The 12,492-nt window shown below is 72.6% G+C and carries 10 protein-coding genes and 2 pseudogenes; 5 read left to right on the forward strand and 7 right to left on the reverse strand.

What is annotated here, in order from left to right; all coding sequences use genetic code 11:
• Positions 1-135: 135 nt before the first annotated feature.
• The 5 genes and pseudogenes from OIB37_RS08395 to OIB37_RS08415 form a co-directional block, all read right to left on the reverse strand.
• Positions 136-1,584: a CitMHS family transporter gene (locus tag OIB37_RS08395; RefSeq protein ID WP_330456898.1), complete on the reverse strand. Its 1,449-nt coding sequence runs from the start codon at positions 1,582-1,584 to the stop codon at positions 136-138.
• Positions 1,585-1,706: 122 nt separating this feature from the next.
• Positions 1,707-3,938 (reverse strand): molybdopterin oxidoreductase family protein, encoded by a 2,232-nt coding sequence (locus tag OIB37_RS08400; RefSeq protein WP_330456899.1) that lies wholly within the window; start codon positions 3,936-3,938, stop codon positions 1,707-1,709.
• 111 nt (positions 3,939-4,049) lie between these two features.
• Positions 4,050-4,406 (reverse strand): annotated as a pseudogene (locus OIB37_RS08405) (TetR/AcrR family transcriptional regulator); the annotation flags it as partial.
• Between the two features lie 222 nt (positions 4,407-4,628).
• Positions 4,629-4,910 (reverse strand): annotated as a pseudogene (locus OIB37_RS08410) (helix-turn-helix domain-containing protein); the annotation flags it as partial.
• Positions 4,911-4,973: 63 nt separating this feature from the next.
• Positions 4,974-5,501, reverse strand: a complete 528-nt coding sequence (locus tag OIB37_RS08415) for a hypothetical protein (protein ID WP_330456900.1) — start codon at positions 5,499-5,501, stop codon at positions 4,974-4,976.
• Between the two features lie 151 nt (positions 5,502-5,652).
• Between OIB37_RS08415 and hmgA the strand changes: the two genes are divergently transcribed.
• The 3 genes from hmgA to OIB37_RS08430 all read left to right on the forward strand — a co-directional run bounded on the left by hmgA (position 5,653) and on the right by OIB37_RS08430 (position 9,046).
• Positions 5,653-7,002 carry a homogentisate 1,2-dioxygenase gene (gene hmgA / locus OIB37_RS08420; RefSeq protein WP_330456901.1) on the forward strand — a complete coding sequence of 450 codons (1,350 nt, stop codon included), beginning with the start codon at positions 5,653-5,655 and terminating at the stop codon, positions 7,000-7,002.
• Positions 7,003-7,047: 45 nt separating this feature from the next.
• Positions 7,048-7,797, forward strand: coding sequence for a GntR family transcriptional regulator (locus OIB37_RS08425; protein WP_330456902.1), 750 nt, complete (start codon positions 7,048-7,050; stop codon positions 7,795-7,797).
• Between the two features lie 85 nt (positions 7,798-7,882).
• On the forward strand, positions 7,883-9,046 hold the full coding sequence (locus tag OIB37_RS08430; RefSeq protein WP_330456903.1) for a type ISP restriction/modification enzyme: 1,164 nt from the start codon (positions 7,883-7,885) through the stop codon (positions 9,044-9,046).
• Between the two features lie 341 nt (positions 9,047-9,387).
• Here the strand turns inward: OIB37_RS08430 and OIB37_RS08435 are convergent, their stop codons facing one another.
• Positions 9,388-10,098, reverse strand: a complete 711-nt coding sequence (locus tag OIB37_RS08435; RefSeq protein WP_330456904.1) for a TetR/AcrR family transcriptional regulator — start codon at positions 10,096-10,098, stop codon at positions 9,388-9,390.
• A 63-nt stretch (positions 10,099-10,161) separates the two neighbouring features.
• On the opposite strand from OIB37_RS08435, the gene OIB37_RS08440 reads away from it, so the two are divergent.
• Positions 10,162-11,118 carry an ATP-binding cassette domain-containing protein gene (locus tag OIB37_RS08440; RefSeq protein ID WP_330456905.1) on the forward strand — a complete coding sequence of 319 codons (957 nt, stop codon included), beginning with the start codon at positions 10,162-10,164 and terminating at the stop codon, positions 11,116-11,118.
• Entirely contained in the window at positions 11,115-11,897 is a 783-nt protein-coding gene (locus OIB37_RS08445) for an ABC transporter permease (RefSeq protein WP_330456906.1), read from the forward strand. Before OIB37_RS08440 ends, OIB37_RS08445 begins: the two co-directional genes overlap by 4 nt.
• Positions 11,898-12,205: 308 nt before the next feature.
• Here OIB37_RS08445 and OIB37_RS08450 read toward each other — a convergent pair whose 3' ends face one another.
• Positions 12,206-12,475 (reverse strand): hypothetical protein, encoded by a 270-nt coding sequence (locus tag OIB37_RS08450; RefSeq protein WP_330456907.1) that lies wholly within the window; start codon positions 12,473-12,475, stop codon positions 12,206-12,208.
• Positions 12,476-12,492 lie beyond the last annotated feature (17 nt).

Below are 12,492 nucleotides of genomic sequence, written 5' to 3' on the forward strand. Positions count from 1 at the left end.
CACTGGGACGGATGCGGGAGACCATTCAACGCCTACCGGTCCCGCACCCCTCCCGGTGATCCCGTCTCCCCCCGGCCCACCAGGCCCTCAGGCCTCCAGGCCTCCAGGCCTCCAGGCCTCCAGGCCTCCAGGCCCTCAGATGATGCCGAACAGGATTCCCGCGCCCAGCACCACCAGCGAGGTGAGTACGGCCCACTTCACGACGAACCGGGTGTGGTCGCCGAACTCGACCTTGGCCATGCCGGCGAGGACGTACACGGCCGGGACGAGCGGGCTGGACATGTGCAGCGGCTGGCCGACGAGGGAGGCGCGGGCGATCTCCAGCGAGGTGACGCCGTGCGCGTGGCCCGCCTCGGCGAGCACCGGCAGGATGCCGAAGTAGAAGCCGTCGTTGGACATGAAGTACGTGAGCGGGATGCTCAGTACGCCGGTGACGAGGGCCATGTGCGGGCCCATCGCGTCGGGGATGTTGCCCACCAGCCACGCGGCCATGTGGTCGACCATGCCGGTGCCCTGCAGGACCCCGGTGAAGACGGCCGCGGCGAAGACCATGCCGGAGACGTTGAGCACGTTCTCGGCGTGGGCGGCGATGCGGGCCTTCTGGTCGGGCATGTGCGGGAAGTTGACGGTCAGCGCGAGCGCGGCGCCGAGCAGGAACAGCACCGGGATCGGCAGCCACTCCATGATCATGGCGGTGAGCAGGACGACCGTGAGCAGCGCGTTGAACCAGTACAGCCGGGGGCGCAGGGTGGGGCGGTGCGGGTCGAGGCCCTCGGTGGCCGTGTCGCCGTCGGCGGCCTCGCCCCCCTCGGGCGGTTCCGCGTCGGTGCCGGAACCCGGACCGCCGCCGCTCCGGGCCGCGTTGCCGTGGCCGGAACCGGCCCCCACCAGGACGGCCCGCGACTCCACCCGCTCCACCCCCTCCACCCGCTCCGCCCGCTCCGTCACCAGCGCCTCCTCGAGCGTCAGCACACCGAGGCGCTTGCGCTCGCGGCGGCCGAGGACGTACGCGAGGACGAGGACGAACAGCAGACCGGCGCCCAGGGCCGGGATCATCGGGACGAAGACGTCGCCGGCGTCCAGCTTCAGCGCGGTCGCGGCGCGGGAGGTCGGGCCGCCCCAGGGCAGGGTGTTCATCACGCCGTTGGCCATGGCGGCCACGCCGGTCATGATGACCAGGCTCATCTTCAGGCGCTTGTACAGCGGGTACATCGCCGAGACGGTGATCATGAAGGTGGTCGAGCCGTCGCCGTCGAGGGAGACGATCGCGGCGAGGACGGCCGTGCCGACGACGATGCGGAGCGGATCGGCCTTGCAGAACCTCAGGATGCCCCGGACGATCGGGTCGAAGAGGCCGACGTCGATCATCACCCCGAAGTAGACGATCGCGAACATGAGCATCGCCGCGGTGGGGGCGAGGCTGGTGACGCCGTCGAGGACGTAGCCGCCGAGCCCGGCGCCCTTGCCGACGCACACGCAGAACAGCGCGGGAATCAGCACGAGCGCCGCGATCGGCGACATCTTCTTCAGCATGATCAGGACCAAAAAGGTCGCGATCATGGCGAAGCCGAGGATGGTCAGCATGTGTGGATACCTAACGTTCGCCCTTGAACATCCCACCGGGGCAGGCGGTGCGACGACGTTAGGTCCGTCCGAACGGCGTTAACAAGACGTTGACATGCGAGCAATATGCGCGAAAGTCGAGGTCACAGGACTGCCACCAGTTCGACCGGTACGCCGTTGAGGACCGCGTTGCCCGAGAGCGGGTCGAGCAGGCTGCCGTCGAGGAGCTGGTTGACGTTGACTCCGGGTTCGGCGGCGGCGTGGTTCAGTCGGGTGCCGGGGCGGTCGTGGCCCCAGCCGTGCGGGAGGCTCACCACGCCGGGCCGGATCGCGTCGGTGACCTCGGCGGGCGCGGTCACCTCTCCCCCGGCCCCCTTCACCCGCACCGGCTGCCCGTCGAGGACACCGAGGCGGGCCGCGTCCTCGGGGTGCAGGTGCACGGTGCAGCGGTTGGAACCGCCGGTGAGGGCGGGCACGTTGTGCATCCAGCTGTTGTTGGAGCGCAGGTGGCGGCGGCCGACGAGGACGAGTCCGGCGGGCCGCTCGCGCAGGGCCTGGCGGAGCCTGGGCAGGTCGCCGGCGATCGGGGCGGGGAGCAGCTCGACCTTGCCGCTCGCGGTCTTCAGCGGCTGGGGCAGGCGGGGGCGGAGCGGGCCGAGGTCGATGCCGTGCGGGTGGGCGAGCAGCTCGGCCAGGGCGAGCCCTTCGGGGCGGGTGCCGAATCCGTCGCCGTAGGGGCCGAGGCGCAGCATCATGTCGAGCCGGCGCTCGGGGCCGGTGTCGCCGGTGAGCAGGCCGGCGAGTTCGCGCGGGTCGCGGCCGTGCACGGGGGAATGGGCGTCCTTCACGGCCTTGCCGAGGGTCTGGTCGATCACCATCGTGTCGACGGCGCCCGGGTCGGCGCCGTGCATGCCCGAGGCGGCGAGGATCAGCCGGGCGTGGATCTCGGTCTCGGCCATCCGGCCCGGCTCCAGCGGGACGGCGGGCCGGCTGTAGCGGACCTGGTTGCGTACGGCGAGGGTGTTGAACGCGAAGTCGTGGTGCGGGCTCTGCGCGGGCGGGGGCGGGGGCAGGACGACGTCGGCGTGGCGGGAGGTCTCGTTGAGGTAGGGGTCGACGCTGACCATGAAGTCCAGCGAGTCCAGGGCCTTGTCGAGGCGGTCGCCGTCGGGGGCGGACAGCACCGGGTTGGCCGCGATCACGACGAGTCCGCGGACCGGCTCGCCCTCGTCGGTGGCCGTGTCGATCTCCTCGGCGAGCGCGGAGAGCGGCAACTCACCCTTGGCCTCGGGGAGTCGACGTACCCGGGAGTGCCAGCGGCCGAGGGTGAAGCCGTGGCCGGGGCCCGCCGGGCGGGGCGTCCTGTCGGTGGCGGCCTGCGGGAAGAGGGCGCCGCCGGGCCGGTCGAGGTTGCCGGTGAGGACGTTGAGGACGTCGACGAGCCAGCTCGCGAGGGTGCCGTGCGGGACGGTGCAGCTGCCGATGCGGGCGTAGACGGCGGCGGTGGGGGCGGCGGCGAGTTCGCGGGCCAGGGTGCGGATGAGGGCCGCGTCGACGTCGCAGGCGTCCGCCACGGCTTCGGGGGTGAACTCCGCCAGGGCGTCCTGGAGTTCGGGCAGCCCCTGGACGTGCGGGGCGAGGTCCCCGAGGTCCGTCAGCTTCTCCTCGAACAGCACGGTGGCCAGGGCGGCGAGCAGCAGCGCGTCGGCGCCGGGCCGGATGGCTATGTGCCGGTCGGCGAGCTTGGCGGTGCGGGTGCGGCGCGGGTCCACGACGGTGAGCGTGCCGCCGCGCGACCGGAGGGCCTTGAGCTTGCCCGGGAAATCGGGTGCGGTGCACAGACTCCCGTTGGACTCCAGGGGGTTGGCGCCGATCAGGAGCAGGTGGTCGGTGTGGTCGAGGTCGGGTACGGGGATGGCGTTGGCGTCGCCGAACAGGAGCCCGCTGGAGACGTGCTTGGGCATCTGGTCGACGGTGGAGGCGGTGAACAGGCTGCGGGTGCCGATCGCGCCGACGAGGACGGGCGGGTAGAGGCCGCCGGCGACGGTGTGCACGTTGGGGTTGCCGAGGACCACTCCGACGCTGTCGGGGCCGTGCCGTTCCACGAGTGGGCGCAGTCCGGCGGCGACCCGGTCGAACGCCTCCTCCCAGGTGGCCGCGCGCAGCTCGCCGTTCTCGCGGACGAGTGGGGTGCGCAGCCGGTCGGGGTCGCCGTCGACGGCCCCGAAGGAGGCGCCCTTCGGGCAGATGAACCCCTTGCTGAAGACGTCCTCGCGGTCCCCTCGGGCGCCGGTGACACGGGTGCCCTCGATGGTGAGGGTCAGCCCGCAGGTGGCCTCGCACAGGGGGCAGATTCGCAGGGCGGTGCGGGACAAGGGGTCCTCCCGGAGGATCGGCGACGGTGCCGGACGAGCGCGCGGGCGGGCTCAGCGGGAGCATACCGACCGGTAGGCATGGTGGGGAGCCCCCTTGCCGGATCCCCGCGTTCAGTCGAGGACGCGCGCCAGATACGCCCGCAGCAGTGCCCGTGTCTCCTCGATGATCGCCGGGTCACCCTGGGGGTCCATTCGGAAGGCCAGCTGGACGAGGGTGTCCGCGCTCTCGACGGCGACCAGGAAGGCGCGGCGCAGCACGTCGTCGGGGGTGCGGCCGAGGAAGCCGGCGAGGAGGTCGGTGAGACGGTCGGCGACCCGGGTGTTGGCCCCGGTCCGGCGCGTGCCGACGGGGATCTGGTTGCCGAAGTCGACGAGGGAGAACCCGGGCGCGGTGCGCTTCATGGCCAGGTACTCGTCCAGTACGGCGTCCATGACGGCACGCCAGTCGCTCACGGGACCTCGGCCCGCCTCGAGGCCGTGGCCCGCCTCGGGGCCGTAGCCTGGCCCGGAGCCGTGGCCTGGCCCGGGGCCGTGGCCCGCCTCGGGGCCGTAGCCTGGCCCGGAGCCGTGGCCTGGCCCGGGGCCGTGGCCCGGCTCGGAGCCGTGGCCCCGCTCGGGGTCTCGACCTCGACCCGGCACGGAGGCGCCCCCGCGCTCAGTGTCTCGGCCTCCACCCCGCACGGAGACATCCCCGCGCTCCGCGGCCTTCAGGCGCTCGGTGACGCATTCGACGTAGCGCTCCAGGTTGCGCCGGGCGAGGGCGTCGGCCATCTGCCGCTTGTTGCCGAAGAAGCGGTAGACCGAGCCGATGGGCACACCGGCGCGCTCGGCGACCGCCCGGGTGCTCAGGGCGTCGTAACCGGCCTCGTCGAGGAGGGCGGCGCACGCGTCGAGGATCCTGGTCAGCCGTTCCGCGCTGCGGCGCTGGACGGGGGCGCGGCGAAGCGATGTCGCGTGGGGCACGGGCCTCATGATGCCCCTCCGCCGGGGCCCGGTGAACCTCACCCCCGGGGCGGACGCCCGCGGGCGGCACGCTCACGACCCGGCCGGCTCCGCCTCCGCGCCGGACGCGGTGACGTCGGCGGTGCTCTGGACCGGTTTGCCGTGGACGGCCCAGACCGTGCCGTCGTCGGCGTACAGACGGGCGGTGATGTGGTGGGTGCCGTGCGGGACGAGACGGGCGGCGAGGTGGTACGCGCGGGCGTGCAGGACGGTCACCGGCCTGCCGTCGACGAAGAGGTGGACCACCCCGCGTCCGGCGGCCGGCTCGGGGCGGGTGCCGGGCACGGAGAAGCGGAAGTGGCGCAGGGTCAGCAGGACGTCCCAGCCGCCGTCCGCGTCGGGGGTCACCTCGATACCGGCCGCGGGTGCCTGCCGGGCGCCGACCTCGCGCAGGTGCCGGCCGGTCCCGTCGGTGTCGTCGAGGACCTTGCCCACGGGTGAGGGCGAGAGGGCGGTCACGCGCCCGTGCTCCTCGCCCGCCCCGCAGGCCGCGCCGAGCGGCAGCAGGACGCAGACCGCGAGCGCGGTGCGACTTGCGCGCGTCCACGACATCCACGACATACCAGCGACATTAGAACAACGCTGCGGCATTCGAATCCCCCAGGAGTCCGGTTCTCGCCCTCCTTCGGGCGGAGCAGCCGTCGCCCTCTTGCGTCCGTCTCCGCTCATTCCTACGGTGAAGCATAGGAATCAGGAGCGCAAGGGAGCGATCATGAGCGACGGGGGCACCTCCCGCACGAGCGGGTTCGAGCGTGGGGAAGCGCGGAAGGCCGCGGAGGGGCTGTCGTACCTCTCCGGTTTCGGCAACGAGCACGCCTCCGAGGCGGTGCCCGGCGCCCTGCCCGAGGGCCGCAACGCGCCGCAGCGCGCGCCGCTCGGCCTGTACGCCGAACAGCTGAGCGGTACGGCGTTCACCGAGCCGCGGGCGCAGAACCGCCGCTCCTGGCTGTACCGCATCCGCCCCTCGGCCGCGCACCCGGCGTTCACCCGGACGGGTAACGGCGCGGTCCGCACGGCCCCCTTCACCGAGACCGTGCCCGACCCCAACCGGCTGCGCTGGAACCCGCTGCCCGAGCCGCCGGCCGGGACGGACTTCCTCGCGGGCCTGTGGACCGTGGGCGGCAACGGCGACGTGGCCCAGCGCACCGGCATGGCCGTGCATCTGTATCACGCCAACTCCTCGATGGAGCGCGTCTTCTCCGACGCGGACGGGGAGCTGCTCATCGTGCCCGAGCGCGGCGGGCTGCTGCTGCACACCGAGTTCGGGCGACTTCATGTGGAGCCCGCACATGTGGCGCTGATTCCGCGTGGAGTGCGCTTCCGTGTGGAGCTGCTCGATGATTCCGCCCGCGGGTATGTGTGCGAGAACTATGGGGCGCCCTTCCGGCTGCCCGACCTGGGGCCGATCGGCGCCAACGGCCTCGCCAACGCGCGGGACTTCCGGGCGCCGGTCGCCGCGTACGAGGACGTGACGGGCCCGGTGGAGGTGGTGAACAAGTTCTGCGGCAACCTCTGGACGGCCGTCTACGACCACTCCCCCCTCGACGTGGTCGCCTGGCACGGCAACCATGTGCCGTACGTCTATGACCTTCGCCGTTTCAATGTGATCGGCACCATCTCCTACGACCACCCCGACCCGTCGATCTTCACGGTCCTGACCTCGCCCTCGGACACCCCGGGGCTGGCCGGCGTCGACTTCGTGGTCTTCGCTCCGCGCTGGCTGGTGGGTGAGGACACCTTCCGGCCGCCCTACTTCCACCGCAACGTGATGAGCGAGTACATGGGGCTCGTCGAGGGCGCCTACGACGCGAAGGCGGAGGGTTTCGTGCCGGGCGGCGGCTCGCTGCACAACATGATGTCCGCACACGGCCCGGACCAGGAAACCTTCGAGCGGGCGAGCGCCGCCGAGCTGAGGCCGCACAAGATCGACGACGGTCTGGCGTTCATGTTCGAGACCCGCTGGCCGGTCACCCTCACCCCCCAGGCGGCGCACGCGGATCACCTCCAGCAGCGCTACGACGACGTGTGGCGGGGACTCGAACCTCACTTCCGCGCCCTGTGACCCCTCCGTTGCGCCGACCGTTCGCCGACAGGTACGGATAGCACCGTGACCTCTTTCGCTCCGGATTCCATAGTCCTGAACCGCAAGCTGCCGCTCTGGTACCAGGTGTCGCAGTCGCTGCGCGCCTCGATCCTCGGCCGTTCGCCGCAGGACCCGCTGCGCCTGCCCACCGAGGAGCAGTTGGCGGAGCACTACGGGGTGAGCGTGCTGACCATGCGGCAGGCGCTGAAGGAGCTGGAGGACGAGGGCCTGATCAGCCGGCACCGGCGGCGCGGCACCTTCATCGAACCCGGTGTGCGGCGCGGCGCACCGGTGCGGCTGCTGGGCTCGGTGGACGCGATCGTGGCCCAGCAGTCCGGCATGACGACCGAACTGCTGGACCACGCCCGGGTGCCCGTGCCGCCCGACCTCGCGGAGCACTTCCCGGACCTCACCGAGGTGGCGGCCTACCACCGCCTGCGCGGCGACGAGAAGACCGGCGAGCCGACCAACCACGCCGTCAACCACGTACGCCCCGAACTGGCCGCGCGCATCGACCCGGCGGACCTGCTGCGCTGGCCGATGACCAAGGTGCTGCGGGACTTCGTGGGCGCCGACATCAGCCGTATCACGGACACCGTGGAGGCCCGGCTCGCCGACCCGGAGACGGCACGACTGCTCCAAGTGCCGTTGCTCAGCCCGATCCTGCACTACACGGGCATCACGTACGACGGCGGCGGCCGGGTGCTGGACGTGGCGGTGATCCACTACCGGGGCGACCGCTTCTCCTTCACCGTCACCCTGGAGGCCACCTGATGACCGACCGCGCCACCGGACACGGCACGGCGGGGCCCCGCGCGGCTGTCCGGCACCGGTGCCCGGTCCGGGTTCAGGTCGTACGATGCCCAGCGTGACGCACGACGACGCGCCGCCGCTGGCCGACCTCATGCCGTGGTCCGTCGCACCGCTGCGGCCCGGCCGCGCGTGGCCGACGGCGCCCGACCCGGCTTCCCTGAAGGCTCGCTGGGAGGCCCTGCTGAAGGCCCAGGGTCCGCACCGGGAGGCCCTGTTCGAGCCGACCCGGGCCCGCACTCCGCGCTCGGCGGTGGGCCAGCTGCCCGGCCGGCGGACCGGCACCGAGCGGCTGGCACGCGCCGAGGGGCCCTGCGCGGACCTGGTGCGCGTGCTGGCGGCACCCTTCGACGAGCAGTGGCTGATCCCCGACCACCGACTGCTCGACACGGCCCGTCCGGAGCTGTGGCGGGTGGCGGACGAGCGGCAGGTGTTCGTGGTGGAGACGGGCGGGGAGGCGGCCGGGCAGGCCCCTGTACTGGCGACCTCACTGTTCCCCGCCCTCCGTACGGGCCGCATCCGCCCGCTGTACCGCCGCCCGGACGGCGCCGAACCGAACCTGGCCCCGGGCCTGCTGGACCATCTGGGCGCCCGGCTCGGTGAACGCCCCTCCCCCGTGGACGTCCTGGCGTGGATCCTCGCCGCGGCCCGCCCCGACCTCACCGTGCCGCTCAGCGGGGACGCCGGAGTGTGGGCGGAAGGGGTGGAGCTGGGCCGTCGCATGCTGTGGCTCATGCGGCGCGACGGCGAGCGCCCCAAGCTGCCGGGCGGCCGCCGGCCCTACGTACGCGCGCCCCTGCCCGACCGCCCGCGCACCCTCGTCTACGACCGCGCCGAGGAGACCCTGTGCCTCGACGAGGGCCGCATCTCCCCCGTCCCGCCGCGGGCCTGGGACCACGAGGTGGCCCGAGTACGTGTCCTGGAGGGCTGGTTCGCGGCCCGCACCGCCACGGCCGAGCCCGGCACCCTCGCGGCGATCCGCCCCTCGGCCTGGCCGCAGTCCTGGACCTCGGAACTGCTGGAGCTGATCACGGTCCTGGCCCTGCTGGCGGAACTCCGCCCCCTGCGGGCCGACTTGACGATGACTTCACCGGTCACATCGACGGAACTGCGCCAAGCGGGCGTCCTACCCACCCCCTCGTCCTCCCACCGCCCCGCCTCGGTCCTGGACCACCAGGAGGAAGGCCCAGAGGGCCAGTTCGCCCTGCTCTAGCCCCCGCACAATGCCCCTCCACCCCACCAGCCCACCTCACGACAACCCCCCAAGGGGCGCGAGGAACTGCGCGACCAGCCCCACCCGACCCGCACCCCCCACACCACCGAGACCCCCCACCACACCAACCCACCTCACGACAACCCCCCAAGGGGCGCGAGGAACTGCGCGACCAGCCCCACCCGACCCGCACCCCCCACACGGCCGAGACCCCCCACGACCGAGACCCCCACACGCACCAACCCACCTCACAACAACCCCCTCAGGGGCGCGGGGAACTGCGCGACCAGCCCCAACCGACCCGCACCCTCCACACCACCCCGACCCCCAACAACCCTGAGCTAGCGCAGCGCATACGCGTCGAGGACTCGCTCCAGCGCCCGCTGGAACACCGCCTCCAGGTCGATCGGCCCCGCGTCCTCCGCGAACGCGGCCGCCATCCTCGGGTAGGCGCCGGAGCCGATCCGGCTGCCGAGGTAGGCGATGCGGACGGCGTTCTCCTGTTCCTCGGACCAGGGCAGCGCGCGCACCCGCTCGGCGGTGTCGAGCTCGTTGCGGACGTAGGTGGTCACGACACCGTTGATCATGGCGACGAGTTCGAGCTTGGTGCCGTAGGACGCGTCGAGCGGGTCCAGGCAGGCCAGGCAGTGCTCGAGGTAGCGCAGGGCGTGCGGGCTGAAGCCGTACGCCGGGGACATCAGGCGCGGCATCCACGGGTGGCGGTGCAGCAGTGCGCGCGTGTCGTGGGCCACCCGCAGCAGATCCGCCCGCCAGTCCCCGCTCGGTTCCCACGGTTCGTGCTCCGCGCTGACCGCGTCCACCATCAGCTCGTACAGGTCCTCCTTGCGGGGGACGTAGTTGTACAACGACATGGTCCCGCACCCCAGTTCGGCGGCGACGTGCCGCATCGACACGGCGTCGAGCCCCCCGGCGTCGGCGACCCGGACGGCAGCCGCCGCGATGTCGTCGCGCGTGTACGCGGGCTTGGGACCCCGGCCGGTGCGCTCGGGGCGCGCCCAGATCACTTCGGGAACGGCCCCTCGGACTGTCATCGGTCATCACCTCGCCCACCATCCTAGTTACGTACAGCGTACGTAGTGCGCTATGGTCGGCACATGGCTACTACGTACGCTGTACTTAGTGAAGGTCTGGAGAAGCGCTTCGGCGCGGTGCACGCCCTGCGCGGGCTCGATCTGGCCGTGGCCCGAGGCACGGTGTGCGGGCTGCTCGGCCCCAACGGGGCGGGCAAGACGACGGCTGTGCGGCTGCTGACCACGCTGCTGCGGCCGGACGCGGGCTCGGCCAGGGTGGCGGGGCACGATCTGGTGCGCGAGGCGGCGGCCGTACGGTCCCGGATCGGCGTCACCGGCCAGTACGCCTCGGTCGACGGCGACCTCACGGGCCGGGAGAACCTGCGGCTGTTCGCGCGGCTGCACCGGGTACGGGAACCGGCCCGGCGGGCCGGCGAACTGCTGGAGAGCTTCGGACTGACCGAGGCCGCGGACCGGAAGGCGGCCACCTACTCGGGCGGCATGCGCCGCCGGCTCGACCTGGCCGCGAGCCTGGTCCGGCGTCCCGAGGTGCTCTTCCTCGACGAACCGACCACCGGACTCGACCCGGCCAGCCGCGGCCAGGTCTGGGAGGCGGTCCGCCGGCTGAAGGCGGACGGCACGACCGTACTGCTGACCACCCAGTACCTGGAGGAGGCCGACCAACTCGCCGACGACATAGCCCTGGTGGACCGGGGACGGGTGGCGCACACCGGGTCACCCGCCGAACTCAAGGCGCTCATCGGGTCGTACGCGGAGGTCATCGTCGCGGACGCCGACGGGATGCCGCGGGCCGCCGCGGTTCTGGACCAACTCACCGGCAAGCTGCCCGCGTTGGACGCCGACCGCCGCACCGTCGGCGCGGTCACCACCGATCCGACCCTCACACTGCCGCGTCTCGTGCGCGAACTCGACGCGGCGGGCGTGGCGTTGCTGGACGTGAGTCTGCGGCCGCCCACTCTCGACGACGTCTTCCTGCGGCTCACCGGAGCGGCCGCCGACAGCAAGGAGCTGGTGACATGAGCGCGTTGGTGCACGACGGCCTGGCGATGACGGGCAGGCAACTGCGCCGGGTCCGCAACAGCCCGGGGCTGGCCGTCCTGACCCAGATGATGCCGGTGAACATGCTGCTGTTCTTCGGCTACGTGTTCGGCAGCGCGCTGGCGATGCCCGGCCGCGAGTACCGGTCCTTCCTGGTGCCCGGGCTGCTGGTGGCGACCGCGGCCGGCGGTCTGATGACCGGCATGTTCCAGGCCGCCCAGGACACGCACCGGGGCGTGATGGACCGCTTCCGGACGATGCCGGTGAGCCGGGCGGCCGTGCCGCTCGGCCAGGCGGTGGCGGACCTCGTCGTCACCGCCGTCGGCACTGTGCCGCTCCTGCTGGTGGGACTGGCCGTGGGGTGGCGGATCCACGGGTCCGCGGCGGAGGCGGCCGGCGCGGTGGGGCTTCTGCTGCTCTTCCGGTTCGCCTGCACCTGCGTCGGAATCCACCTGGGGCTGCTGACGCGCAGCGAGGACGCCGCCGGACAGCTCGGCGCCTCCTCCTTCGTGCTGCCGCTGCTGTCCAACGCGTACATCCCGACCGGCAATCTGCCCGGCTGGCTGCGCACGCTCGCCGAGTGGAACCCGATCAGCGCGGTGACGACCGCCCTGCGGGTGCTCTTCGGCGACGCGCCCGCCCCGGCCGGATCGGCCTGGCCGGTGGCCCATCCGGTCGCCGGGGCGCTCGCCTGGAGCGTGGCCCTGACGGCGGTGTTCCTGCCGCTGGCCGTACGGCGGTACGCGCGCGGCGGGAAGTGACCGCCCGCCCGAGAAGGGCGGAGGGGAGAAGCGGTGGGGAGGGGTGAGGAGAGTCTCGCCTCCCCTCCCGCTGCCGGGCGGGGTGGGGACGGGCTCGGAGGCGTACCCGCGTTCGGCCGGCACATCGCGACCTCGCCGCGCGCCGTGGGGATGACGGACGACGCGGTCGCGGCGTGACACCGAAACGGTGTGGTGACCTGAACGCGGGCTCTCGAGAAGAACTACGGGGAACACCGGTGCACTCGGGACGCGAACGGAACCCTCACCGGGTCCGCTCGGCGGCCACTCAGGACGTGCTCAGGATGTGCTCACTGTCCGCCGAACAGCGAACGGCGCAGCCTGCGCAGGGGCGCGAAGAGCGACACCCGGCTCACGCGCGTACCCCGGTCACTGCGCTGGTGCGCGGTGTCACGGGTGGTCAGCTCACGCATCAGCGAGGTCGCCTCGACCGTCTCCCGCTGCGGTATGGCGGGTCCGGCCAGCACCGACAGATGGCGGTCGAGGCGCGAACTGGTCGCGCTGCTCCCGCAGGTGATGGCAGGGATCCTGGCCCTGCTGCGCATTGCTATCTGCTCCATGTCACTCCCCACCCGTA

This window comes from Streptomyces sp. NBC_00820 (assembly GCF_036347055.1).
Taxonomy (GTDB): Bacteria; Actinomycetota; Actinomycetes; order Streptomycetales; family Streptomycetaceae; genus Streptomyces.